Origin of the sequence: Actinomycetospora chibensis, assembly GCF_028737215.1 — a bacterium.
GTDB lineage: Bacteria > Actinomycetota > Actinomycetes > Mycobacteriales > Pseudonocardiaceae > Actinomycetospora > Actinomycetospora chibensis.
Genome location: NZ_JAQZAM010000004.1, coordinates 272,360 through 296,170, shown reverse-complemented (window position 1 = coordinate 296,170; position 23,811 = coordinate 272,360). Strand labels below are relative to the sequence as shown.

Annotated in this window: 19 protein-coding genes and 1 tRNA gene; 10 read left to right on the top strand and 10 right to left on the bottom strand. The window is 74.7% G+C overall.

Annotated features, from left to right (window positions below; translation table 11 throughout):
• Positions 1-2: 2 nt before the first annotated feature.
• Complete coding sequence (locus PH189_RS08230) at positions 3-1,175, bottom strand: acyl-CoA dehydrogenase family protein (protein WP_274188277.1); 1,173 nt, start codon at positions 1,173-1,175, stop codon at positions 3-5.
• A gap of 61 nt (positions 1,176-1,236) precedes the next feature.
• On the bottom strand, positions 1,237-2,448 hold the full coding sequence (locus PH189_RS08225; RefSeq protein ID WP_274188276.1) for a glycoside hydrolase family 3 N-terminal domain-containing protein: 1,212 nt from the start codon (positions 2,446-2,448) through the stop codon (positions 1,237-1,239).
• A gap of 119 nt (positions 2,449-2,567) precedes the next feature.
• Between PH189_RS08225 and PH189_RS08220 the strand changes: the two genes are divergently transcribed.
• Positions 2,568-3,527, top strand: a complete 960-nt coding sequence (locus PH189_RS08220; RefSeq protein WP_274188275.1) for an alpha/beta fold hydrolase — start codon at positions 2,568-2,570, stop codon at positions 3,525-3,527.
• A gap of 3 nt (positions 3,528-3,530) precedes the next feature.
• Here the strand turns inward: PH189_RS08220 and PH189_RS08215 are convergent, their stop codons facing one another.
• Both PH189_RS08215 and PH189_RS08210 read right to left on the bottom strand, forming a co-directional pair.
• On the bottom strand, positions 3,531-4,124 hold the full coding sequence (locus PH189_RS08215; RefSeq protein WP_274188274.1) for a class I SAM-dependent methyltransferase: 594 nt from the start codon (positions 4,122-4,124) through the stop codon (positions 3,531-3,533).
• 98 nt (positions 4,125-4,222) lie between these two features.
• Positions 4,223-4,507, bottom strand: a complete 285-nt coding sequence (locus PH189_RS08210) for a YggT family protein (RefSeq protein ID WP_274188273.1) — start codon at positions 4,505-4,507, stop codon at positions 4,223-4,225.
• 107 nt (positions 4,508-4,614) lie between these two features.
• Here PH189_RS08210 and PH189_RS08205 point away from each other — a divergent pair, with 107 nt between their 5' ends.
• Both PH189_RS08205 and PH189_RS08200 read left to right on the top strand, forming a co-directional pair.
• Positions 4,615-5,169: a GNAT family N-acetyltransferase gene (locus PH189_RS08205; protein ID WP_274188272.1), complete on the top strand. Its 555-nt coding sequence runs from the start codon at positions 4,615-4,617 to the stop codon at positions 5,167-5,169.
• A 6-nt stretch (positions 5,170-5,175) separates the two neighbouring features.
• Positions 5,176-5,565, top strand: a complete 390-nt coding sequence (locus PH189_RS08200) for a DUF952 domain-containing protein (protein WP_274188271.1) — start codon at positions 5,176-5,178, stop codon at positions 5,563-5,565.
• Positions 5,566-5,823: 258 nt separating this feature from the next.
• On the opposite strand, the gene PH189_RS08195 is transcribed toward PH189_RS08200, so the two are convergent.
• From PH189_RS08195 to PH189_RS08185, 3 genes are all read right to left on the bottom strand, one after another.
• Positions 5,824-5,897: transfer RNA gene (locus PH189_RS08195), tRNA-Met, on the bottom strand.
• 85 nt (positions 5,898-5,982) lie between these two features.
• Positions 5,983-8,997, bottom strand: coding sequence for a UPF0182 family membrane protein (locus PH189_RS08190; RefSeq protein WP_274188270.1), 3,015 nt, complete (start codon positions 8,995-8,997; stop codon positions 5,983-5,985).
• Positions 8,998-9,170: 173 nt separating this feature from the next.
• Positions 9,171-10,214: a YlbL family protein gene (locus PH189_RS08185; protein WP_274188269.1), complete on the bottom strand. Its 1,044-nt coding sequence runs from the start codon at positions 10,212-10,214 to the stop codon at positions 9,171-9,173.
• 176 nt (positions 10,215-10,390) lie between these two features.
• Between PH189_RS08185 and PH189_RS08180 the strand changes: the two genes are divergently transcribed.
• The gene (locus tag PH189_RS08180) at positions 10,391-11,848 is read left to right on the top strand and encodes a zinc-dependent metalloprotease (protein WP_274188268.1); all 1,458 of its coding nucleotides are present in this window, start codon (positions 10,391-10,393) and stop codon (positions 11,846-11,848) included.
• A gap of 3 nt (positions 11,849-11,851) precedes the next feature.
• Here the strand turns inward: PH189_RS08180 and PH189_RS08175 are convergent, their stop codons facing one another.
• The gene (locus PH189_RS08175) at positions 11,852-12,436 is read right to left on the bottom strand and encodes a M48 metallopeptidase family protein (protein WP_274188267.1); all 585 of its coding nucleotides are present in this window, start codon (positions 12,434-12,436) and stop codon (positions 11,852-11,854) included.
• An 82-nt stretch (positions 12,437-12,518) separates the two neighbouring features.
• On the opposite strand from PH189_RS08175, the gene PH189_RS08170 reads away from it, so the two are divergent.
• The 3 genes from PH189_RS08170 to PH189_RS08160 all read left to right on the top strand — a co-directional run bounded on the left by PH189_RS08170 (position 12,519) and on the right by PH189_RS08160 (position 15,259).
• Positions 12,519-13,517 carry a ThiF family adenylyltransferase gene (locus PH189_RS08170; RefSeq protein WP_274188266.1) on the top strand — a complete coding sequence of 333 codons (999 nt, stop codon included), beginning with the start codon at positions 12,519-12,521 and terminating at the stop codon, positions 13,515-13,517.
• Between the two features lie 90 nt (positions 13,518-13,607).
• Positions 13,608-13,871: a hypothetical protein gene (locus PH189_RS08165; RefSeq protein WP_274188265.1), complete on the top strand. Its 264-nt coding sequence runs from the start codon at positions 13,608-13,610 to the stop codon at positions 13,869-13,871.
• A 74-nt stretch (positions 13,872-13,945) separates the two neighbouring features.
• Positions 13,946-15,259 (top strand): ABC1 kinase family protein, encoded by a 1,314-nt coding sequence (locus tag PH189_RS08160; RefSeq protein WP_274188264.1) that lies wholly within the window; start codon positions 13,946-13,948, stop codon positions 15,257-15,259.
• 162 nt (positions 15,260-15,421) lie between these two features.
• On the opposite strand, the gene PH189_RS08155 is transcribed toward PH189_RS08160, so the two are convergent.
• Positions 15,422-15,784, bottom strand: coding sequence for a WhiB family transcriptional regulator (locus tag PH189_RS08155; RefSeq protein ID WP_274188263.1), 363 nt, complete (start codon positions 15,782-15,784; stop codon positions 15,422-15,424).
• Between the two features lie 482 nt (positions 15,785-16,266).
• Positions 16,267-18,402 carry an ATP-dependent DNA helicase UvrD2 gene (locus PH189_RS08150; protein ID WP_274188262.1) on the bottom strand — a complete coding sequence of 712 codons (2,136 nt, stop codon included), beginning with the start codon at positions 18,400-18,402 and terminating at the stop codon, positions 16,267-16,269.
• Positions 18,403-18,525: 123 nt separating this feature from the next.
• Between PH189_RS08150 and PH189_RS08145 the strand changes: the two genes are divergently transcribed.
• The 3 genes from PH189_RS08145 (at position 18,526) to PH189_RS08135 (ending at position 23,785) form a co-directional block, all read left to right on the top strand.
• Positions 18,526-19,506: an ATP-binding cassette domain-containing protein gene (locus PH189_RS08145; protein WP_274188261.1), complete on the top strand. Its 981-nt coding sequence runs from the start codon at positions 18,526-18,528 to the stop codon at positions 19,504-19,506.
• Positions 19,503-20,342: an ABC transporter permease gene (locus PH189_RS08140; RefSeq protein WP_274188260.1), complete on the top strand. Its 840-nt coding sequence runs from the start codon at positions 19,503-19,505 to the stop codon at positions 20,340-20,342. The genes PH189_RS08145 and PH189_RS08140 overlap by 4 nt, the downstream gene beginning before the upstream one ends.
• A 110-nt stretch (positions 20,343-20,452) precedes the next feature.
• Positions 20,453-23,785 carry a bifunctional proline dehydrogenase/L-glutamate gamma-semialdehyde dehydrogenase gene (locus PH189_RS08135; protein ID WP_274188259.1) on the top strand — a complete coding sequence of 1,111 codons (3,333 nt, stop codon included), beginning with the start codon at positions 20,453-20,455 and terminating at the stop codon, positions 23,783-23,785.
• Positions 23,786-23,811 lie beyond the last annotated feature (26 nt).

The window sequence follows — 23,811 nt, the reverse complement described above, 5'->3', positions numbered from 1 at the left end:
CCTCAGCGGGGGAGGCCGAGCACGCGCTCGGCGACGATGTTGCGCTGGACCTGGGACGAGCCGCCCCAGATGGTGACCGACCGCGACCACATCGCCTGGTGCTGGAACGGCGTGAGGTCGACGTCGGGGCGCGGCCGGGCGAGGCTCGCCTCCGGGCCGAGGACGTCGTCGAACGCCTCCCAGAGGTCCTGGAAGGTCTCCGACCACTGGAGCTTGGTCATCGACGACTCGGAGCCCAGGTCACGGCCCTGCTCGACCTGGGTGAGGATGTGCATCGCGTGGTAGCGCAGGCACTCCAGCTCCACGAGGCAGTTCGCCAGCCTCTGGCGGGCCACCGGGTCGTCCGAGCGCCCGAAGCGCCGGGCCTCGGCGACGATCTCGTCGTACTGCCGGCGGAACTCGGTGTACTGGCCGACGCCGGACGCGCCGCGCTCGAAGGAGAGCAGCAGCATCGCGGTGCGCCAGCCCGCCCCGATCTCGCCGAGGCAGTCCTTCGCGGGCACCCGCGCGTCGGTGAAGAAGACCTCGCCGAACTCGCTGGCCCCGCTCATCTGCTTGAGCGGCCGGGCCTCGACGCCCGGCTGGTCCATGTCGATGAGCATCATCGACAGGCCCTTGTGGCGCTCCGAGCCCGGCTCGGTGCGCACGATCGTGAAGATCTTGTCACCGTGCACGGCGTTCGTGGTCCAGATCTTCTGGCCGTTGACGACGTAGTCGTCGCCGTCGCGCACACCGCGCGTCGCCACCGCCGCGAGGTCGGATCCCGCGCCGGGCTCGGAGAAGCCCTGGCACCAGATCACCTCGTTGCGCAGCATCGGCCCGATGATCTCGGCCTTCTGCTCCGGCGTGCCGATCGCCATGATCGTCGGGGCGAGGAAGGTCAGCCCCAGCACGTTGACGGTCTGGGGCGCGCGGGCGCGCACCATCTCCTCGTCGTAGATGGCCTTCATGCCCGGCGTGCCCCCGCGGCCGCCGTACTCCGTCGGCCACTCGATGCCCGAGAAGCCGGCGGCGGTCTTGGAGGCCTCCCAGTCCCGCCGGAGCCGGAACGACTCGTCGTCGTCGAGGGCGCGCCAGAAGCCCGGCTGCGTCCACTCGTCGGGGATGTTGGCCGCGAGCCAGGTCCGCAGCTCCTCGCGGAACTGCTCCTCCTCGGCCGTGTAGCTCAGGTCCACGGACGCCACTCTGGCAGAACCCCCCGACCCTCCGCAGGGTCGGGCTACCCGCCGGTAGGGATCAGGGCCCGCACCGGAGGATCCCGCGGTCCGACTTCAGCGTCAGGACGCGGCGCGCGCTCTCCTCGAGGCGACGGGCGAACGCCGGGTCCTCGTCGGCCTCCGCCGTGAGCGCCTCGACCATCGGCCCCAGGTCGGACGCCTCGATCGTCAGCACCTGGTCGCCGCCCGCGGCCACGAAGCGGGTCGCCCGCTGGCCGACCGGCACGTCGGTCACCGCGGCCGCCGCGCCGACGTCGTCGGTCGACACCACCCCGGTGAAGCCCAGGCGCCCGCGCAGCAGGTCGGTGATCACCGCGCGGCTGAACAGGGCGCGGTTGTCGGGGTCGATCCGCTCGTAGACAGCCGACGACATCATCACCACGGGCGCGCCAGCCGCGATCCCGGCGCGGAACGACGCGAGCCCGGGGTCGTCGACGCCGGTGCGGGTGTCGGCGGCGCCGGCGAAGTCGGTGTTCTCGCGCACGCGCCCGAGGCCCGGGAAGTGCTTGAGCGTCGCGTGCACCCCGCCCTGGTCCAGGCCCTCGACGAAGGCGGTCACGGCGTCGGAGACCCGCGCGGGGTCGGTGCCGAAGCCGCGGTCGAGGGCGCCGACCGGCTGGTTGGCCTCCCCCAGGTCCGGGTCGACGACGTCGGCCACCGGGGCGAGGTCGAGCGTCACCCCGGCGCCGGACATCTCCTCGCCCCACCCCCGGGCGTCGGCGCGCAGGCCGGCCGGGTCACGGCCCTGCGTCGCGGCCGCGGGGATGCGGGTGAAGCCGCTGCCCTTGAGGTCCTGGACCTTGCCGCCCTCCTGGTCGACGGCGACCGTCACGGGGACGCGGGCGGTGTCCTGCACCGCGCGCGTGGTGGCCGTGACCTGCGCGCGGGAGGCCTCGCCCCCGGCGGCATCGGTGAGGATGACGCCGCCGGCCCCCTCGCCGAGCGCCTCGCGCCCGGCCGCGGTGAGCCCGTCGGCGGGCACGCCGACCATCACCAGCTGGGCCGCCCGCTCGCGGGTGTCCATGCTGCCGACGACGCTGTCCACGCAGGCCGCGGCGGGATCGGCCGGTGCCTGCGCCGACGGGGGCGTCGCGGCCCGGGGACTCGGCGCGTCGCTCGCGGGCGCCGGTGCCGGTGCGGCCGGCTCCCCGGTGCAGGCGCTGGGGCCGAGGACCAGCACCGCCGTCACGGCGACGAGCACGCGGACGGGGACGCGACGGGCACCGGGCATCGCGGGGCAGTGTGCCCTACGGGCGTGGACGGGCTCGGTGCCCTCCGGGCGTGTGCGTGCGCCTGAGTGCCGGGACACGGGTGAGCACGCCCGGGCGCGGGACGACAGGATGGCCTCCGATGACCGCCACGCGCCGCACACGCACCCTGCACGGGCAACGGATGTCGTACGTCGAGGCGTGCCCCGACGCGGTACGGAGCGCCGACGGCAGGGACGACGCCGGGGACGACCCCGAGGTCGTCGTCCTCGTGCACGGCATCGCCGGCAGCGCCGAGACGTGGACGCCGGTGCTGCAGGCGTTCGAGGCCACCGGCTGCGACCGGCTCCTGCTCGCCCCGGAGCTGCTCGGGCACGGGGAGTCCGCCGGCGTGGGCGGCGACTTCTCGCTCGGCGCCTACGCCAACGGGCTGCGCGACCTGCTCGCCGTGCTCGGGCACCGCCGGGTGACCGTCGTCGGGCACTCGCTCGGCGGCGGGGTGGCGATGCAGTTCGCGTACCAGTTCCCTGAGATGTGCTCGCGGCTCGTGCTCGTCGCCTCCGGGGGCCTGGGTCGTGGCGTGAGCCCGGTCCTGCGCCTCGCGGCCCTCCCCGGCGCGGAGTGGGTGCTGCCCGTGCTGGCCTCGACCGGGCTGCTCGGGCTCGGCGCCCGCGGGCTGCGCCTGGCCGCCTCGCTGCCGACGACGGGCCCCGGGGCGGTGGGACTGCGCGAGGCCGCCCGCCACGCCGCCTCCCTCACCGAGCGCGCCCACCTCGACGCGTTCGTCGACACCGTCCGGTCGGTCATCGGCCCCGGTGGGCAGCGGATCAGCGGCACCGACCGGCTCTACCTCACCGAGGGCCTGCCGACCCTCGTGGTGTGGGGCGACCGCGACCCCGTCATCCCCGTCGGTCACGCGCGCCGGGCGGGCGAGCTCATCCCGCACGGGCGGTTGGAGATCTTCGAGGGCGCCGGTCACTTCCCGCACTGCTACGAGCCGGAGCGGTTCGCGGCCCTGCTCACGGAGTTCTGCGACGCCAACGCGCCCGCCGAGATCGACGTCGCGAGCCTGGGCCCGCGGGTGGCGTCGCGCGGGGCGTGAGTCCTAGCGGGGGTTCCGGCACTGGTAGGCCAGCGCCGGGGGCAGGTTGCGCCACACCGTCGGGGTGACGTGCACCTCGCTGAACTCGCTCTCCAGCACCCCGCGGAAGCGGCGCTGGGTGGGCAGCCGCGTGACGTGGCTGTAGGCGAAGGTGGTGAACGGCGCCCCGGGGGCGAGCACCTTGGTGACCTGGTCGATGATCCCGCGCTGCGCCGACTCCGGGAACAGCGTCCACGGCAGGCCGCTGATCGCGGCGTCGACCTGGTCGACCCCGATGTCGGCGAGCAGCTTCTGCAGGTCGGCCGCGTCGCCCTCGACGACCTCGAGCCACGGCCGGGTGCGCCGCAGGTGCTCCACCATGCCGGGATCGATCTCGACGGCGATGTGGCGCGCGCCCTCGGGAAGGCGCCGGCGCAGCGCGGCGCTGACCACGCCCGTGCCGGGCCCGAGCTCGACGACCACGGGCTGCCCCTCGGCGGGGGCCACGGAGGCGAGCAGGTCGGAGAGCGCCCGCCCGCTGGGCGCCACGGCACCGATGACGGCCGGGGAGCGCACGGCCGAGGAGACGAAGGTGACGAAGTCTCGGACAGGACTCACAGGGACCACAGTGTCAGCTCCCCGCGGTGGTCGCCCACTCGGGAGACGTGGCGCGCGCCTCTCCCCGTCCTGCGGGTTCGCGCAGTGGTCCCTCCGGCTCAGCGGGGGTCCACCACTCGCATCAGGATGAACGTCACGAGCAGCAGGATCATGATCGACAGGTCGAGGCTCACGTTGCCGATGCGCACCTGCGGGATGATGCGGCGGAGCAGCTTCACCGGCGGGTCGGTGACCATGAAGAGCACCTCGAGCCCCGCCGCGGTGCTCCCGGCGGGGCGCCAGTCGCGGGCGAAGCTGCGCACGATCTCGACGACGAGCCGCCCCACGATGAACAGCCACAGCAAGAAGAGCGCGTAGTAGACGAGCAGCAGGGCGAGCTCCATGTCTCCAGAGTGCCTGACCGTTCGGGGAGACGGAGACCCGCCTGCCGGTTCCCCGATCGATTGGCTACCGTCGACGACCGCCGTGGGAACGCAGGACAGGAGGTTGCGTGGTCGTCCTGGTGCCGGTCGACGAGCGGCTCACGGGCCCGGGTGCGCCCGGGCTGGCGGAGCTGTGCGCCGACGGGGTGGAACCGCTGGTCGAGGCCGTGCTGCGCTCGGAGATCGACGTCGCGCCGTCGCCCGAGACCACCGGCCCGATCCCCCGCGGCGGTACCGAGACCGACGTGCACCCCCGGACGTTCCTGTCCGTCGACCCCCGCGACCGCCAGGTGGTGGGCACCTGCGGCTTCCGCGGGCCCGTCCGCGGCGGACGCGTCGAGATCGCGTTCTGGACGTTCCCGCCGTTCGAGGGCCGCGGCTGGGCCACGGCCATGACCCGCACGCTCGTCGCGCGCGCCTTCGAGGACCCGTCGGTACACACCGTCGTGGCCCACACCCTGCCCGAGCGCGCCCCGGCCGCGAGCGTCCTGATCGCGAACGGGCTGGTGCGCGTGCAGTCGCGCCGGCGCGACGAGTCGGGTCCGGGTGGGGCGGTGCGCGGGACGGTGTGGCGGTGGGAGACCCACCGGCCGACGCGGGCGAACGCCGCGCCGGCCCGCTGAGCGACCGTGATCCTGCACCTGTGCACCCGCGAGGAGCTCGCCGCGGCGCGGGCGGAGGGGGCACGCAGGCCGCCGTCGCTCGACGAGGTCGGGTTCGTCCACCTCTCGGACCCGGGGACCGTGCACCTGCCCGCCTCGCGGCTCTACGCGGGCCGCGACGACGTGGTGGTGCTCGTCGTCGACCCCGTCCGCCTGGCCGACCACGGCGTGCCGGTGCGCTGGGAGCCCGGAGTGGGCCCGCAGGGCACCGAGGACGCGCGGGGCCCCTGGTTCCCCCACGCCTACGGCGCGCTGTCCATGGATGCCGTCGTGGCCGTGCACGACCTCGTCGCGGAGCCGGACGGGACGTTCCGGCCGCCGCAGGCGGTCGCCGACGCCACCATGCCGGGCTCCTGAGCCGGGGCACCGAGCGGGGGTACTGCGCGAAGGGCACCATCAGCCGGATAGAGCGGCGATCGGCGCCCCTCGCCGGAACGGGCCGGAGCCGGGGTATCGCGCGAAGGGCACCATCAGCCGGATAGAGCGGCGATCGGCGCCCTTCGCCGGAACGGGCGACCGGCGACCGGCGACCGGCGACCGGCGACCGGCGACACGACGGCGAACCCAGACACGACAACGGCCCCCGACCTGATGGTCGGGGGCCGTCGCCTCGCGTAGCGGGGACAGGATTCGAACCTGTGACCTCTGGGTTATGAGCCCAGCGAGCTACCGAGCTGCTCCACCCCGCGCTGCGTTCTGCCCGTAACGGTACACCGGCGCCCACCCCACCCCGCCGAGGGGGTGGGGTGGGCCGGCAGCCCGTCCGGGGACCCGTCAGCCGCCGGCGGTGGCCGGCGTGGGGGTGGCCGGCGCGGCCCCGGTGGCCGCCCGGAACTGCGCGATCGCGGCGTCGAGCGCGGCCTCGGCGTCACCGATGCCCCGGAAGTCCCGCGCGGCCTGAGCCTGCGAGAGCCGGTCGAGGGCGTCGTTCATCCCGGTGACGGCCTGGTTGAGCTCCGGGCTTAGCGTCTGGCCCTGCGCGCCGGTGGGCAGCGGCCCGCCACCGGTGTTGACGCCCGGTGCCGGCGGCTGCGATGCCACCGCACCGAGGCCCGGGACGCTGAGCCCCGGCGGGAGCGGCACGCCCTGGAACGCGGCCTGCAGCGCGCCCTGCAGCGTCGGCGCGTAGCCGATGTCGCCATTGTTGAAGCGGGCGATGACGCCGAACAGCTGCGGGAACGACGTCTGCGCGTTCCGCTCGACGTAGATCGGCTCGACGTAGAGCAGACCGCCGGCGACGGGCAGCGTGAGCAGGTTGCCGTACTGCACCTGCACCGGCGTGCCCGACTGCCGCAGCGTGAACAGCCCACCGTTGACCGACTGGCTGGTCAGCAGCTCGGCCTGGACCTGCTGCGGACCCTGCGGGCCCCGCTGGTCGCCGGTCAGCTGCGCGGGCAGCTCGAGGACGGTCATCCGCCCGTAGCTCTCGGGCTCCGAGCTCACCGACAGGTAGGCCGAGAGGTTCGGCCGCGAGAGGGCGAGCAGCGTGCTCGTCATCTGGAACTGGGTGTCCGGCGCCGCGCCCGGCCGGGGGTCACCCGCGAGCAGGTAGTACGGCGGGATCGACGCGTTGCTCTCCCGCGTCGGGTCCTCCGGGACGGTCCAGAAGTTCTGGGTCGAGAAGAAGTCGCGCGGGTTCTCGACGTGGTACCGGGTCAGCAGGTCGCGCTGGACCTTGAAGATGTCCTCCGGGTACCGGAAGTGCGCCCGCAGGGACGGCGGGACGTCCGAGGACGGCTGGACGACGCCGGGGAAGGCCCCCATCCAGGTGCGCAGCACCGGGTCCTGCTCGTCGACCGCGTAGAGGTGCACCTCGCCGCTGTAGGCGTCGACGGTGGCCTTGACCGAGTTCCGCATGTAGCCGGCGGAGCCGTTCGGGGTGGCCGGGCGCAGCGAGTCGCTGGTGGCCTGCCCGAGGTCGACCTGCTGGGCGTAGGGGTAGCGCGGCAGCGTCGTGTAGCCGTCGATGATCCACTGCATCCGGCCGTCGACCACCGCGGGATACGGGTCGACGTCGGTGCGCAGCCACGGCGCGATCTTCTGGACGCGCTCGACGGGCGTGCGGTTGTACATGATCCGCGAGTTCTCGCCGATCGAGCCGTTGAACAGGATGTTCCGCTCGCCGTAGGCGGCGGCGAAGATCAGCCGCTGGGCCCAGTTGCCCACCGGGACGCCGCCGGGGCCCTCGTAGGCCGTGGCCGGGCGGCCGGGGCCGTCGTACTCACGACCCGGCTCGCCGGGGTTGCCGCCGACGATCGCGTAGTCGTCGGCGCCGCCGAGGAACTCGCCGTAGTAGATGCGGGCGCCGTCGGGGCTGATGCCGAACGGCCCCGGGTTGCTCGAGTCGCTGACCTCGAACTGCGGCAGCCCACCCTGGCTCGCCTCGGCGCTCGCCGGGGCGTTGACGCGGTCGGCCGGCGCCGACACGAGGCCCTGGCCGTGGGTGTAGACGAGGTGCCGGTTGATCCAGTCCTGCTGGTTGCCGATCAGGGCGTCGGGGTTGATCTCGCGCGCGGCCAGCACGTAGTCCTGCCGCTGACCGCCGACCGTGTAGCGGTCGATGTCGAGGTCCGGCGAGAAGCTGTAGAAGTTCGTCAGCTGCTGCTGGACCGCGAACGTCCGGTTGAGCCGCGACGGGTCCTGGATGCGGATGTTGTTCAGCGTCGCCTGGCTGTTGGCGACGTCCTGCGGCGGGATGGCGGCGTTCCCGGCGGCCGACGCGACCTGCGGGGCGTAGGGGATGACGCCGACGTTGTTGAGCGCGAAGGCCTGGCGCGTCGCCGCGATGTTGCGCGAGATCGACTCCGCCTCGCGGTCGATGGCGTTGGGGCGCACCGAGAACTGCTCGAGCACCGCGGGCCACGCCGCCCCGACCAGGACGCTGGAGAGCACGAGCAGCGCGAGCGCGATGGCGGGGATCTGCAGGTTGCGCAGCACCACCGCGGAGAAGAAGGCCGCCGCGCAGATCACCGCGATGATCAGCAGGATCAGCTTCGCCGGCATCGCGGCGTTGAGGTCGGTGTAGGTGGCACCGAAGAAGTTGGCGCCGCCCTCGGCCGCCTTGCGGTCGGAGAACAGCAGCTCGTAGCGGTCGAAGAAGTAGGCCACGGCCTTGAACAGCACGAACGTGCCCGCGAGGACCGCGAGGTGGGCGCGGGCCGGCGGGGCGACCGCGCCGTTGCGCCCGGCCAGGCGGATGCCGCCGAAGAGGTAGTGCGCCACGAGCGCGGCCACGAAGCTCACGGCGATCGCGACGAACAGCCAGCTCAGCAGCCAGCGGTAGAACGGCAGCTGGAAGACGTAGAACGAGATGTCGTGGCCGAACACCGGGTCGGCGACGCCGAACGGCGTCGAGTTCAGGAAGAGCTGCACGGTCTGCCAGTCGGCCTGCGCCGAGAGCCCGGCGATGAGCGCGACGACCGCGGGGATGCCGATCGCGAACCAGCGGGGGCGCGCGAGCACGACCGTGCGGTACCGGGCGACGGGGTCCTCGCCGGCCGCGCCGGCCACGGGCACGAACACGGGCCGCACCCGGTAGGCGATCACCAGGTTGAGGGCGAGCAGGCCGCCCATGAGCACGGCGGCGACGACGAACTGCAGCACACGGGTCCACAGGATGGTCGTGAAGACGCCGCGGAAGCCGACCTCGCCGAACCAGGCCCAGTCGACGTACACGTCGACCAGGCGCGCGCCGCCGAGGAGCACGACGAGCGCCACCGCGCCGACGATCAGCAGCGTCTTCGTCCGTCGCGACAGCTGGGGGGTCGCCGTCGGGGGCCGGTTGGCCACGGGGTCACTCTCCTGATAGCGGGGGGCCGGACGCGCAATCGTGGCCGGGCGTGCGTGTATCTCAGGGCGCCACTCTACGAATACCGTGTGGGGTCGACGTGGCCCGGCATGTCCGGATCCCCTCATGCCCTGCTCCGGGGGCGGTGGGCCCCCTCACCAGGGGTGTCGGGACCTCAACAGGGTGTCGGCGCGCGCCCGGCGCGGATCGCCTCGAGGGCGGCGATCCCTTCGCTCAGTGTCCCGACCCTGGCCAGCTGCAGCCCGTCGGGGACGCCCGTGACGGCCTCCGCGCAGTTGCCCGCGGGGACGAGGAACACCTGCGCGCCGTCGTTGCGGGCGGCGTCCATCTTGAAGCGGATCCCGCCGATGTCGCCGACGCGTCCGGTGGCGTCGATCGTCCCGGTGCCGGCCACGACCCGTCCCCCGACGAGGTCGCCGGGCGTGAGCTTGTCGACGATCGCCGAGGCGAAGATCAGCCCGGCCGAGGGCCCGCCGATGTCGCCGAGGCTGATCCGCACGTCGACCGGCGAGTCGACGACGTTGGTCGGGGTCACGCCCAGGAAGCCGCGCGGGTCGCCGTCGGGACGGGCCGCGGCGACGACGGCGATGTCGGTGCGCGGGCCCGGCGCCCCGAGCGGGCCGCGCTGCACGGTCACCGTCACCGTCTGACCCGGCCGGGTCGGCGCCAGGGCGTCGACGACCTCCTGCGGCGTCGTCACCGGGCGGCCGTCGACCGCGACGATGCGGTCGCCGGGGGCGAGACGGCCGGCGGACGGGGAGTTGTCGAGCACCGAGCCGACCTGCACGGCGGTCGGGTAGCCGAGGTAGCGCAGGGCCGCGGCCTCCGCGTCGGTCTCCGACTGCGCGAACTGGCGGGTGTTCTCCTGGTCGACCTGCTCGCTGGAGCGCCCCGGCGGGTAGACCGACTCGCGCGGGAGCACCTGCTCCTCGCCCGAGGCCCACATGGCCATCGCGCCGAAGAGCGTCACCTGCGTGGTCACCGCGACCGTCGTCATCCGCAGCTGGCCGGTGGTCGGGTAGACGGGGACCGGGCCGCTGACGTCCACCACCGTGCGCCCGTCCGCGCCCGCGCCGAGGACGTCGAACGTCGGGCCGTCGCCGAGTGCCACGAACGGCACCCGCACCGTGGCGCCCAGCAGGCCCAGGACCCCGGCCAGCACGAGTCCGAGCGCCAGGGTCGCGCGCAGCCGGGTCACGGGCGCTCAGGGTAGTGATTCGCTCGGACGCGGCCGATCCGCACCCGTGTCGGGTGCCGGAGTCGTTCTTCGGAGGGCATCGGGGGCGGACCCCCCGACTGTGAAGTTCCTGGGCGTTCGCCGTGGGCGTGCGCTGACGGCCCACGGGGGTGTCGGGGCCGCGTACCGTCGGCACCATGAGTGACCTGCCCTTCGGCTTCGGGCCGTCCGACCCCGACGACGAGTCCCGCCGCTCCGGTTCCGGCGGGTCCGGTGGCTCCGGCCCCGGGGGTCCCGGCGGCCCGATGGGCTTCGGCCTGCCCGGGATGGGCGGCGCCGGCGGCCCCGGTGGCTTCGACATGGGTCAGCTCGGGCAGATGCTCACGCAGCTCGGGCAGATGCTCAGCCAGTCGTCGGGCCCGGGTGCCGAGGGCCCCGTGAACTACAAGCTGGCCGCGCAGATGGCGCACCAGCAGCTCGGCGCCGAGGGCACCGCGAAGCCGACGAGCGAGCAGCAGCGCGCGGCCGAGGAGTCGGTGCGTCTGGCCGAGCTGTGGCTCGAGGACGCGACGACCCTGCCGTCGGGCACCTCCCAGGTCGCGGTCTGGTCGCCGGCTCAGTGGGTGGACACGACGATGCCCACCTGGCAGCGCCTGTGCGACCCCGTGGCGCAGCGCGTCGCGGGCGCCTGGGTCGAGGGCCTGCCCGAGGAGGCCCGCCAGATGGCCGGCCCGATGCTCGGCATGATCTCCCAGGTCGGCGGCATGGCCTTCGGCTCGCAGCTCGGCGCCGGGCTCGCCCAGCTCGCCAAGGAGGTGCTCACCTCCTCGGAGGTCGGCCTGCCCCTCGGCCCGGAGGGCACCGCCGCGCTCCTGCCGGCCGCGATCACCACCTTCACCGAGGGCATCGACCGCCCGGCGGGCGAGGTGCTCGTCTTCCTCGCCGCCCGCGAGGCCGCGCACCAGCGCCTGTTCGGGCACGTGCCGTGGCTGCGCCAGCGCCTGCTCGCGACCGTCGAGGAGTTCGCCCGGGGCATCTCCATCGACACGTCACGCATGGAGGAGCTCGCGCGCGACGTCGACCCGATGAACCCCGAGTCCCTGCAGCAGCTCATGAGCTCGGGGATGTTCGAGCCGCAGACCACCGAGTCGCAGAAGGTCGCGCTGCGCCGCCTCGAGACCCTCCTCGCGCTCGTCGAGGGCTGGGTCGACGTGGTGGTCGCCGACGCCGTGGGCGAGCGCCTGCCCGGCGCCTCCGCCCTCGGGGAGACGCTGCGTCGCCGCCGCGCCTCCGGCGGGCCCGCGGAGCAGACCTTCGCCACGCTCGTCGGGCTGGAGCTGCGGCCGCGCCGGCTGCGCGACGCCGCCGCGCTGTGGCGGGCGCTCACCGACGAGCGCGGCATCGAGGGCCGCGACGCGGTCTGGTCGCACCCCGACCTCATGCCGACCGCCGACGACCTCGACGACCCGGCCGCCTTCGTCGGGGGCACGAAGACCGTGGCGAGCGGCGCGGCGGAGGGCTCGGCCGAGAGCTTCGCCGACCTCGACGACCCGCTGGCGCGCCTCGAGGCCGAGATGAAGGCCGAGCAGGAGGCGAAGGACGCCAAGGAGCCGACGAAGGACGAGCCCGAGGAGGGCGAGGGTCCGTCGTCCTAGGACTCAGTCCTCGGCAGGGGCCTCGTCGGGCTCTCCGTCGGTCTCGGTGATCGGGAGCCCGGCGCCGGCGGCGAGGCCCTCGAGGTAGCCGATCGCGCGCTCGCTGCGCGGGTACGCGGCCTCGGCCGCCCGGAACGCCGGGCCGTGCCGCGGTTCGCGCAGGTGGACGAGTTCGTGCACCAGCACGTGGTCGAGCACCCACCCGGGCACCTCGCGGAGCTTCTCGCTGACGCGGATCGTCGCGTCGGCAGGCGTGCACGACGCCCACCGGGTGCGCATCGGCTTCGTCCAGCGCACCGACGCCGGCCGCGGCCAGGCGCCGTCGGGGGCGATCGGGTCCAGGTGGGCGCGCGCCAGGGCGTCGGCGCGGTCACCGAGGTCGGCGTCCCCCGCCCGGCGGCCCGGACGGCGACGGGCGTCGGCGCGCTCCAGGCGCTGGAGCATCTCCTCGACCCAGTGCCGCTCCTGCGCCCGCGACATCGACGCCGGGATGTTCACCACGACGGTCGAGCCCTCGCGGTGGGCGTCCACCGTCCGCCGCCGCCGGGCGCTGCGACGCACCTCGACCTCGGGACGCGATTCGACCATGGCGTCGAGCCTAGAAGGCGGGATCCGGACGGCCCTCCGCTGCGTCGAACCAGGTGTGCTCCCGGCTCCCGTGCTCTCCCCCGTGCCCACCCTCCCGCGCTCGTCCCTCCCTGGCCGGCCGCGTCTGCGACACGCGGCGCTGCACCGCGCGCCCGACGTCCTGCAGTTCGGCGCCGACCCGGCCGAGGCCGTGGTCGTCGACGGCCTGACGCCGCCGCTCGTGCGGATGGTCGACGCCCTCGACGGCACACGTTCCCCGGCGCGCGTGCTGGCCGAGGCCGTCGCCGCCGGCGCGGCCCCGGTCGCCGCGCGCGACCTGCTCGAGCACCTGCACGCCGCAGGCCTGCTCGTCGGAGCACCGCGCACCGACCCGCTGGCCGGCTGCCGGGTCGTCGTGCGCGGCGCCGGCCGGGTCGCGGTGTCGGTGGCCTGTCTGCTCGCCGCGGCCGGTGTCGGGCGGGTGCTCGTCGAGGCCGGGGGAACGGTGGTGCGCGACGACGTCGGCACCGGTCTGCTGGCCGGGGACGTCGGTCGTCCGTCCGCGTGGGCGGTCGCGGACGCCGTGGCGCGGGCGTCGCCCGGTATCCCGCCACCGGCCGACGCCCCGGCGCGCCGCTGGCTCGCGGCCCGCGCCGACCTCGTCGTCCTCGCCGACGGCGCCCGTCCCGATCCGGTGGCGACGTCGGAGCTCGTGGTCGCGGGCCGGGTCCACCTCCCGGTGGGCGTCGTCGACGGCGTCGGCACGGTGGGGCCGCTCGTCGTGCCCGGAATGACGCCCTGCCTGCGGTGCGAGGACCTCCGGCGCACCGACGTGGACCCCGTCTGGCCGAGGGTCGCCGCCGAGCTGGCGGGCCGTCGTGTCGCCGTGCCGGTGGCCCTCGCCGCGGCGACCGCCGCGCTCGCCGCCGGCCAGTCGCTCGCGCACCTCGAGGGCGCCGTCCCCGCCGCGCGCGGCGCGGCGCTCGTGCTCGAGCCGGACGGCACCCACCGGTCCCGACCGGCCCGGCGGCACCCGGACTGCGGGTGCCGGGCTCTGACCGTGCGTCCGGCCACGAGCCGCCACCCGATGGTCGCAGCGTGACGACCGGAACACGGGCTGCACATCACATCCTGCGTTAGTGGATCGGTGCGGTCGGCGAACCTTCCGGTGAACCTCGAGAAGGAGACGGCCATGGCCTCCACCATGACGCGGCCCCCGGCGATCGACACCCGCGGCCACGACCCCCTGATCACCGTGTTCGGCGCCGAGGGCGCGACCTACAGCTGCCCTGACCTGCAGTCGGTCGACGCGCACCTCGCGAGGCTGTGCGACCGGCTCGGGCACGCGACCCCGCGGTTCCCCGCGCTGATCGCGCTGTTCCGATCCGAGATCGACCGCCTGCTCGACCGCCGCCGGTGGCTGGAGCTCGACGCGTCGGTCGTCGACACGCCCTGAGAGACCGCTCCGCGACGCCGACGCGAGCCGACCTGGGCGCGCCGTCACCGAGCGCGCGAGGGAGAATCGGACCCGTGACCGATGACATCCCCCGCCGGTCGGTCCAGCGGTCGGCCCGGCTGGCCTCGCTGCCGCTCGGCTTCGCCTCCCGCACCGCCGCGGGCTGGGGTCGCCGGCTGGCCGGCGGCGACCAGGGCGAGATCACCGCGGACGTCGCCCGCCGCGGCGCCGAGCAGCTCTTCGCGGTCCTCGGCGAGCTCAAGGGCGGGGCCATGAAGTTCGGCCAGGCCCTCAGCGTGTTCGAGGCCGCTGTGCCCCCGGAGATGGCCGAGCCCTACCGCGAGGCCCTCACCAAGCTGCAGACGGCCGCGCCCCCGATGCCTACCGCGCGCACCCACCGCGTCCTCGCCGAGCAGTTCGGGCGGGGCTGGCGCGAGCGGTTCCGCGAGTTCGACGACACCCCGGCGGCGGCCGCGAGCATCGGGCAGGTCCACCGCGCCGTGTGGCACGACGGCCGCGACGTCGCGGTGAAGGTCCAGTACCCGGGCGCGGAGGAGGCCATCATGGCCGACCTGCGCCAGCTCCAGCGCTTCAGCCGCATGGTCCAGCCGCTGGTGCCGGGCATGGAGATCAAGCCGCTGCTCTCCGAGCTCCGCGACCGCATGGCCGAGGAGCTCGACTACCGCGACGAGGCCGACGCGCAGCGCGCCTTCGCCGCCGCGTACGAGGGCGACCCGCACGTCGTCGTGCCCCGCGTGGTGGCGTCGGCGCCGAAGGCGATGGTCTCCGAGTGGGTCACCGGGACGCCGCTGTCGGCGATCATCCGGTCCGGCGAGCCCGAGGAGCGCGACCGCGTCGGCCTGCTGCTCTCGCGCTTCCACTTCTCGTCGCCCGCGCGGGTGGGCCTGCTCCACGCCGACCCGCACCCCGGCAACTTCCAGCTGCTGCCCGACGGCCGGCTGTGCGTGATCGACTTCGGGGCCGTGGCGAAGCTGCCCGACGGACTGCCCTACGAGCTCGGGCACATGTTGCGGCTGGCGGTCGAGGACCGCGCCGAGGAGCTCCTGGAGCTGCTCAAGCAGCTGAACTTCGTGCTGCCCGGCGTCGACATGGGCTCGGACGAGGCGATCGCGTACCTCGGTCCGCTCACCGACCCGCTGCGCACCGAGAAGTTCCACTTCACGCGGTCCTGGCTGCGCGGGCAGGCCGACCGCCTGGGCGACCTGCGCCGCCCCGAGTTCACCACCGGCCGCGGGCTCAACCTGCCGCCGCAGTACCTGCTGGTGCACCGGGTGACGCTCGCGTCGGTGGCGGTGCTCTGTCAGCTCGACGCCGAGATCCCGCTGCGGGGGATCTTCGAGCAGTGGCAGCCGGGCTTCGCCGCCTGAACTGAAACGACCTCTCGTCCGGGGCCCGGTGCGCACGCTGGCGTCGACCAGAGCGCACCGGGCCCCCTTCTCCCCCCTCGGGGGTCCTGGGTGACCGGAGCGAGGGTCACCCTCGCTGCCTCCGGGGCAGTCGGGGTGACCCTCGCTCGCGGCCGGGTGGGGTCAGGCGACCCCGGTGGCGGCCCGGGCGGCGGCGAGCTCCGCGTCCCGGGCGAGGTCGGCCTTGGACGGCCGACCCCGGGGCCGCTTCCGGGCGATCACGGCGCCCCGGTCGAAGATCTCCCCGCCCCACACCCCGCAGTACTCCCGCCGCTCGAGCGCGCCGGCGAGGCACGCCCGTCGGATCGGGCAGGCACCGCAGAGGCCCTTGGCCCGCTCGAGGTCGGCCGGTGCCTCGGAGAACCAGAGGTCCTCCTCGGCGAGCCGACAGGGGAGTTCGACGGAGGTCAGGGCGTCGAAGAGGTCGGGGAGCTCGGGACCGGGGTCGGTGACGGTCGGGCGTTCGAGTAGTCCGGCGGGGGACACGGTGCTACCTCCGGTGGGCGGGTCGGCGGGGCCGGGAGCCGCGGAGGTCGGTCGCCTAGACGACGACGAAGGCCGCGGTCCCTGGAGCGGGTCCGCGGCCTCGTGTGATCCGGTGGGTCCTGAAGGTCAGGGGCCCCACCGACGGGGCGCGGACGTCCGCTGCGGGTCGAAGGTCGGGAGATTCACGAGATCGCGCTCACGGACGACGGGCCGCTGCTGCTGTCCCCTCGGCCCGCACACGGCGACGCTCGAACGCGTCAAAGCCGTGGAGTAGCGCCAGCTCGCGACGTGGCGACCGGTGCCCGCGACGGTGACGATGTCCATGTCTGCGAGCCCCCCTCGATGTCCCACGTGCGGCGAACCGCCCGACCGGCAGCCTCGTGCGCCGGTGTGTGATCGACCGTAGGGCGGTCCCTCGCAGGAGGGCAACGCATTTTCGGGACGTTTTCCCGGAGTTCTTCCGACCGGACGCGGACGACCTCCTACGAGGCGTGCTCCCGCAGCAGGGTGAGCACCTCGGTGCCGTAGCGCTCGAGCTTCGACGACCCGATCCCGGGGATGGCCACGAGCCCCGACGGGTCGGCGGGCCGCTGCTCGGCGAGCGCGATGAGCGTGGCGTCGGTGAACACCACGTAGGCGGGCACGGACCGGGACTTGGCCTCCGCGGAGCGCCACGTCCGCAGCGCCTCGAGGAGCTCCTCGTCCACGTCCGACGGGTGGGTGCTGCAGCGCCCCAGCTTGGCCGACGCGGGGTCCGGCAACGGCTTGCCGCAGAGCCGGCAGGTCGGCTTGCCCCGCGAGCCGCCGTTCTCGCCGCGCCCGGTGGGCACCCGGGCGGCCGGGTGCTCCTCGGGCACGAGGCCGTAGAGGAAACGGCTGCGTCGCCGCGAGCGCCGTCCGCCGGCGTTGCGCGACAGCGCCCAGGACAGCCGCAGGTGCACGCGGGCGCGGGTGACGCCGACGTAGAACAGCCGGCGCTCCTCCTCGACCGCGTCGTCGTCGCCGTCGGCGTGCTGGATGGGCATCGTGCCGTCGGTGAGCCCGACGAGGAACACGGCGTCCCACTCCAGGCCCTTCGCGGCATGCAGGGACGCGAGCGTCACGCCCTGCACGGTCGGCGGGTGCTGGGCCTGCGCGCGGGCGTTCAGCTCGGTGAGGAAGGCACCGAGGTCGGCCTCCGGGACGGTGGTGACGAGCTCCTCGGCGAGCTCGGCCAGTGCGCGCAGCGACTCCCAGCGCTGGCGGGCGGCGCCCTCGCCGGCGGACCCGGCGGGCGGGGCCTCGGTCAGCCCCTGCTCGCCGAGGACCGCGCGCACCAGCGACACCATGTTGTCGCCGGTGGCGTCGTCCGGGGCGCGCGTCGCGGCGGTGCGCAGGGCGGCGATCGCGGTGCGGACCTCGGTGCGCTGGAAGAAGCGCTCGCCGCCGCGCACCTGATAGGCGATCCCGGCGTCGCCGAGCGCCTTCTCGTAGGCCTCGGACTGGGCGTTGACCCGGTACAGCACGGCGATCTCGGCCGGCGGCACACCCTGCTCGACCAGCTCGCCGATCGCGGCCGCGACCGCCGTCGCCTCGGCGGGCTCGTCGTCGTGCTCGGCGAAGTCGGGCTCCGGGCCGGGCGGGCGCTGCCCCTCGAGGCGCAGCCGCGACCCGGCCGCGCGCCCCCGGGCCGCCCCGATGACGGTGTTGGCCGCCGAGACGACCTGCGGGGTGGAGCGGTAGTCGCGCACGAGGCGCACGACCGTCGCCTCGGGGAACACGCGCGGGAAGTCGAGCAGGTAGGACGGGCTGGCACCGGCGAACGAATAGATCGTCTGGTTGGCGTCGCCGACCACGGTGAGGTCGTCACGCCCGCCGAGCCAGGCCCGCAGCAGGCGGTGCTGGGCCGGGGTGACGTCCTGGAACTCGTCGACCACGAAGCAGCGGTAGCGCTCGTGGAACTCGTGGGCGACCTCCGGGTGCTCCTCGAGCGCCGCGGACGTGTGGAGCAGCAGGTCGTCGAAGTCGAGCTGCTCGGCGCGGTTCTTGAGCGTCTCGTAGGTCTCGTAGACCTTCGCGACCTGCTCGACCGGGCCCGGGACGTCGCGGGCGGCCCTGCCGGCCGCCGCCGCGTAGTCGTCCGGGGCCACGAGCGAGGCCTTGGCCCACTCGATCTCGCCGGCGAGGTCGCGCAGCGACTCGCGGGTGGTCGGCGCCCCGGCCCGCTGGGCGGCCTGCCCGACGAAGCGCAGCTTGCCCTCGAGCACCTCCCAGGGCGCCCCGCCGACCACGCGCGGCCAGAAGTAGCGCAGCTGGCGCAGGGCCGCGGCGTGGAAGGTGCGCGCCTGCACCGGCGGCCGGCCCGGCCCGTCGACACCCAGCGCGCGCAGTCGCGTGCGCATCTCGCCCGCCGCACGGGCCGTGAACGTCACCGCGAGGACCTGGCCGGAGGAGACGTGGCCGCTGCCGACCAGGTGCGCGATGCGGCGGGTGATCGTCCGGGTCTTGCCCGTCCCGGCCCCGGCCAGCACGCACACCGGCCCCCGCGGCGCGAGCACCGCCGCACGCTGCTCGGGGTCGAGCCCCGCCACCGCGTCCGACCCCGCCCCGTTCTCGCCGCTGCCCGCTGTACTGCCCACGAGGCTCATGCTCTCAACCCGGACCGACCGCCGGGGGCGGGACGGGCCGGGTCGTGCGCGGTATCGGGTGTGAGGTCCGAAAACATCACGACGGCTGTCGGACCCCTCTGACACGGTGATGGTGTGCCACCTGCCATCGAGGCCGACGGTCTCGTCAAGCGCTTCGGCGCCACCACCGCGCTCGCGGGCGCGAGCCTCTCCGCCGCCGAGGGCACCGTGCTGGGGGTACTCGGGCCCAACGGGGCCGGCAAGACCACCGCGACGCGGGTGCTCGCCACGCTGCTCGCGCCGGACGAGGGACGCGCCGTCGTCGGGGGCCACGACGTGATCACCGAGCCGCACCGCGTGCGTTCGCTCATCGGGCTCACCGGGCAGTACGCGGGCGTCGACGAGGCGCTCACCGGCACCGAGAACCTCGTGCTCATCGCCCGGCTCCTCGGGCAGGGACGCGCCGCGGCGAAGGCCCGGGCCGCCGATCTCCTCGGGCAGTTCGGGCTCGGTGATGCGGCCGGCCGGGCCGCGCGCACCTACTCCGGGGGCATGCGCCGCCGGCTCGACCTCGCGGCGTCGCTGGTCGGGCGCCCGCGCATCCTCTTCCTCGACGAGCCCACCACCGGGCTCGACCCGGCCAGCCGCAACGAGCTGTGGGGCATGGTCCGCAGACTCACCGACGACGGCGTGACGGTGCTGCTCACCACGCAGTACCTCGAGGAGGCCGATCAGCTGGCCGACGACATCGTCGTCATCGACCGCGGGGCGGTGGTCGCCACCGGCACGCCCGACGACCTCAAGGCCCGCGCCGGTGCCGCCGTGCTCCAGATGCGCCCCACCGACGCCGGGCAGGTGGCGGTGGTGACGCGGATCGCGGCCGAGCTCGCCGGCGCGACGCCGACGGTCGATCAGGACACCGTCTCGGTCCCCGCGGGCGACGACGGCCTCATGCCCGCGGTCGTCCGCCGACTCGACGACGTCGGCGTACGCCTCGCCGAGCTGACGCTGCGGCGGGCCACCCTCGACGAGGTCTTCCTCGCGCTCACCGGCCGCCGCGCGGTCGACGAGTCCAGCACAGACTCCGACAGCACGACCGACCGGGAGCTGGTGTGACCCTCGACCGCACGGTGGCGGGCCCGCCCGCCACCGACCTCCCCGCCGTGCCGGCGCCCCGATCCCGGCGCGCGACCCCCGCCCAGTGGGCGAGCCAGTCGCTCACCATGGCCTGGCGCAGCCTCGTCCAGATCAAGCACAACCCCTCCGAGCTGCTCGACCTCTCGATCCAGCCGATCATGTTCGTGCTGCTGTTCACGTTCGTGTTCGGCGGGGCGATCGGCGGCTCCACCGACGCCTACCTGCAGTTCTCCCTCGGCGGGCTGATCGCGCAGAACGCGCTGTTCCTCACCGTCTACACGGCCACCGGGCTGGCGACCGACCTGCAGAAGGGCACCTTCGACCGCTTCCGCAGCCTGCCGATCGCCCGGTCGGCACCGTTGTCGGGGCGGATCATGGGCGACGTGGTGCGCCAGCTCTGGTCGCTGGTGGTGCTGCTCGCGGTCGGGGTGGCGCTCGGGTTCCGCATCACCACCAGCCCGCTCGCGGTGCTCGCCGCGTTCGGGCTGCTCGTCGCGTTCACCGTCGCGTTCTCGTGGACCTCGGTCCTGCTCGGGGTGCTCGCGCGCGATCCGGAGAAGGTGCAGATCTACGGGTTCACCGTGCTCTTCCCGCTGACGTTCGCGAGCAACGCCTTCGCGCCCACGCAGACGATGCCGGACTGGTTGCAGGCCTGGGTGTCGATCAATCCCGTGACGCGGCTGGCCGACGCCCTGCGCGGGCTCCTGGTCGGGGGGCCGGTGGCGGCCAACGCCGTCGCCACGCTGCTCTGGGGCGTGGCCTTCGCGGCGGTGTTCGGGCCGCTCGCGGTCTGGGCGCTGCGCACCCGGGTCTGAGCGAGCCCGGCGCCGGTCCTGCGCCGGCGTGTCACCGACGGTGTCGATCCGGCGCCGGGCCCGTCGAATCCGGACGAGACCCGACGACCGGATCGGGCCACGATGGAGCCATGACCGAGCAGCTCGCGCCGACCACCCACGGGGCCGGCGGCGGTATCCCCGACGAGCTCGTCGAGCGGGCTGTCGCCCGTGCCGACCAGTGGGCGCGGGCCGGCGCCGTCGGGGCGGCCACCGGGCCCTCGGCACAGCTCGCCGCCCTCATGCACGACCCGGCCGGCGTCGACTTCACCCTGCGCTTCGTCGACCGCGTGGCCCGCCCGGCCGACGACCAGGTCGCGGCCCGGGAGCTCGCGCGCCTGGCGGGCCCGGACGCGCCGCTGCCGGACTTCATCGGCGGGGCCGACCGGGCGCTCCTGCGCGCCGGCGCGAGGCTCGCCCCGAGGGCTCCTCGTGTGGTGGTGCCGCTCGCGCGGCGTCGGCTCCGGGCCCTCGTCGGCCACCTGATCGTCGACGCCGACGGCCGCGGGCTGGAGCGTCGCCTCGAGGAGGCCCGCGCGGAGGGCTTCCGGCTGAACCTCAACCTGCTCGGCGAGGCGGTGCTCGGCGAGGAGGAGGCGGACCGTCGACTCGCCCGAACGATGGACCTGCTGCGGCGGGGCGACGTCGACTACGTCTCGGTGAAGGCGTCGTCGGTGGCGAGCCAGCTCGTGCCGTGGGACCTCGAGGGCAGCCGTGACCGGCTCGTCGAGCGCCTGACCCCGCTGTTCCGCCTGGCGCGCGAGACCGGCTCCTTCGTGAACCTCGACATGGAGGAGTACAAGGACCTCGACCTCACCGTCGCCCTGTTCACGACCCTGCTGGATCGCCCCGAGTTCACCGGGCTGGCGGCGGGGATCGTGCTGCAGGCCTACCTCCCCGACGCCCTCGGCGCGCTGGAGGAGCTGGCCGCGTTCGCCCGCCGCCGGGTCGCGGCCGGTGGCGCGCCGATCAAGGTCCGGCTGGTCAAGGGCGCGAACCTCGCCATGGAGAAGGTCGACGCCGAGATGCACGACTGGCCGCAGGCGCCGTACACGACGAAGGCCGAGGTCGATGCGAACTACGTGCGCCTGCTCGACCGGGCGATCGGGGGCGATCTGGTCGACGCGCTGCGCCTCGGCGTCGCCAGCCACCACCTCCACCACGTCGCGCTGGCCGTCGAGCTCGCCGCCGCCCGCGATGCCGAGCGCCAGATCGACGTCGAGATGCTGCAGGGCATGGCGCCGGCGCAGGCGAAGGTGGTCGCGCGCGACGTCCGGGAGCAGCTCGTGCTGTACACGCCGGTGGTGCACACCGGCGACTTCGACGCCGCCGTCTCCTACCTCGTGCGCCGGCTCGAGGAGAACGCCTCGCCGGAGAACTACCTCTACGCGTTGTTCTCCGACGCCGGGCCCGCGTCGTACACCGACCGCTTCCGGGCCTCGGTGCGCGACCGCGACGCGGTGGCGGCGACGCCGAGGCGCTCCGCGCGCGTGAGTGATCCGGGTCGTCAGGACGACCCGGATCACTCACGTGCGGAGCATCGGTTCCGCAACGTGCCCGACACCGATCCCTCCCTGGCCGCGAACCGCGAGTGGGCGCTGCGGGCGATCACCGCCGCGGGGCCCGGGGTGCGCGAGCCCGAGCTCACGGACCCGGGCGCCGTGGACGCGGTGATCGACGCCGCGGCGGCGTCCACGTGGGGGTCCCGGCCCGCCCGTGAGCGCGCGACGATCCTGCGCGAGGCCGCCCGCGCGCTCGCCGCGGCGCGCGGGGACCTGCTGACCGTGATGGTCGACGAGGCCGGCAAGACGATCGCCGAGGCCGACCCGGAGATCTCCGAGGCGATCGACTTCGCGGCGTACTACGCGGACCGGGCCGACGAGCTGGAGGGCGCGCCGTTCACCCCGGACCGCGTCGTCGTGGTCACCCCACCCTGGAACTTCCCGATCGCCATCCCGCTCGGCGGCTGCGTCGCGGCCCTGGCCGCCGGGGCGGCGGTGATGATCAAGCCGGCGCCGCAGGTGCGGGCGTGCGCCGAGGTCGGCGTCGCCGCCCTGCACCGGGGCGGCATCCCGGCGGACGCCCTTCAGCTCGTGCACACCGACGAGGGGGACGCCGGGCGGCGGCTCGTCACGCACCCGGCCGTCGACCACGTGGTGCTCACCGGGGCGTCGCAGACCGCGGAGCTGTTCCGGTCGTGGCGCCCCGATCTCCGCCTGATCGCCGAGACCAGCGGCAAGAACGCGCTGGTGATCACGCCCAGCGCCGACCCCGACCTCGCCGTCGCCGACCTCGTGCGCTCGGCGTTCGGGCACGCCGGGCAGAAGTGCTCGGCGGCGTCGCTCGCGATCCTCGTCGGATCGATGCGGTCGACGCGTACGGCGGCCGGGTCGCGGTTCCACCGCCAGCTCGCCGACGCCGTCCGCACCCTGCGCGTCGGTCACGGCAGCGACCCGTCGACGACGATGGGCCCCCTGATCGGGCCACCGGACGAGAAGCTCGAGCGGGCGTTGACCCGCCGCGACCGGGGCGAGACGTGGCTGGTCGAGCCCCGCAGGCTCGGCGCGTCGCTCTGGACACCGGGGGTGAAGGCGCCCGTGGCGCCCGGTTCGTGGTTCCACCTCACCGAGTGCTTCGGGCCGGTGCTCGGGCTCATGCACGCGGCGGACCTCGACGAGGCGATCGCACTGCAGAACGCCACGGGCTACGGGCTCACCGGCGGCCTGCACGCCCTCGACCCGGACGAGATCGCCCACTGGAGCGAACACGTCGAGGTCGGCAACGCCTACGTCAACCGTCACATCACGGGCGCGATCGTGCAGCGCCAGTCGTTCGGGGGCTGGAAGGGCTCCGTGGTCGGGCCGGGCGCGAAGCCCGGTGGACCGAACTACGTCGCCCAGTTCGGGACGTGGCACGACGGTCCCGTCGAGGGGCTCCCCTCCGCGCCCCTCGCGCCGCCGGTCGCGGCGCTGCTCGCGGACGAGGCCCCGCGCTGGGGCGCCGAGGACCTCGCGTGGCTGCGCGCCGCCGCCGGATCGGACGCCGCCGCGTGGCGGGACGAGTTCTCCGTCGAGCACGACCCGACGGGCCTGCGCGCCGAGGCCAACGTCTTCCGCTACCGGACGCTGCCCGCGCTGCGGCTCGTGATCGGCTCGGACGCCGCCGCGCGCGACGTGCTGCGGGTCCGCCTCGCGGCGGCGTGTGCCGGGGTGCCGGTGAGGGAGTTCGCGGGCGACCCGGAGCACGGCGAGCGGCTGCGGGTGGTGGGGACGGTGCCCGCCGACCTCCAGCGGGCCGCGGCCTCGGTCGGCGCGTCCCTCATCGACGCCCCGGTGGTGGCCGACGGGCGGCGCGAGATGCTGACGGTGCTGCGTGAGCAGGCGATCAGCCGCACGCGGCACCGCTTCGGTCACGTCGAGGACTGAATCCGGCTTCGAGTGCGTTGCATCGG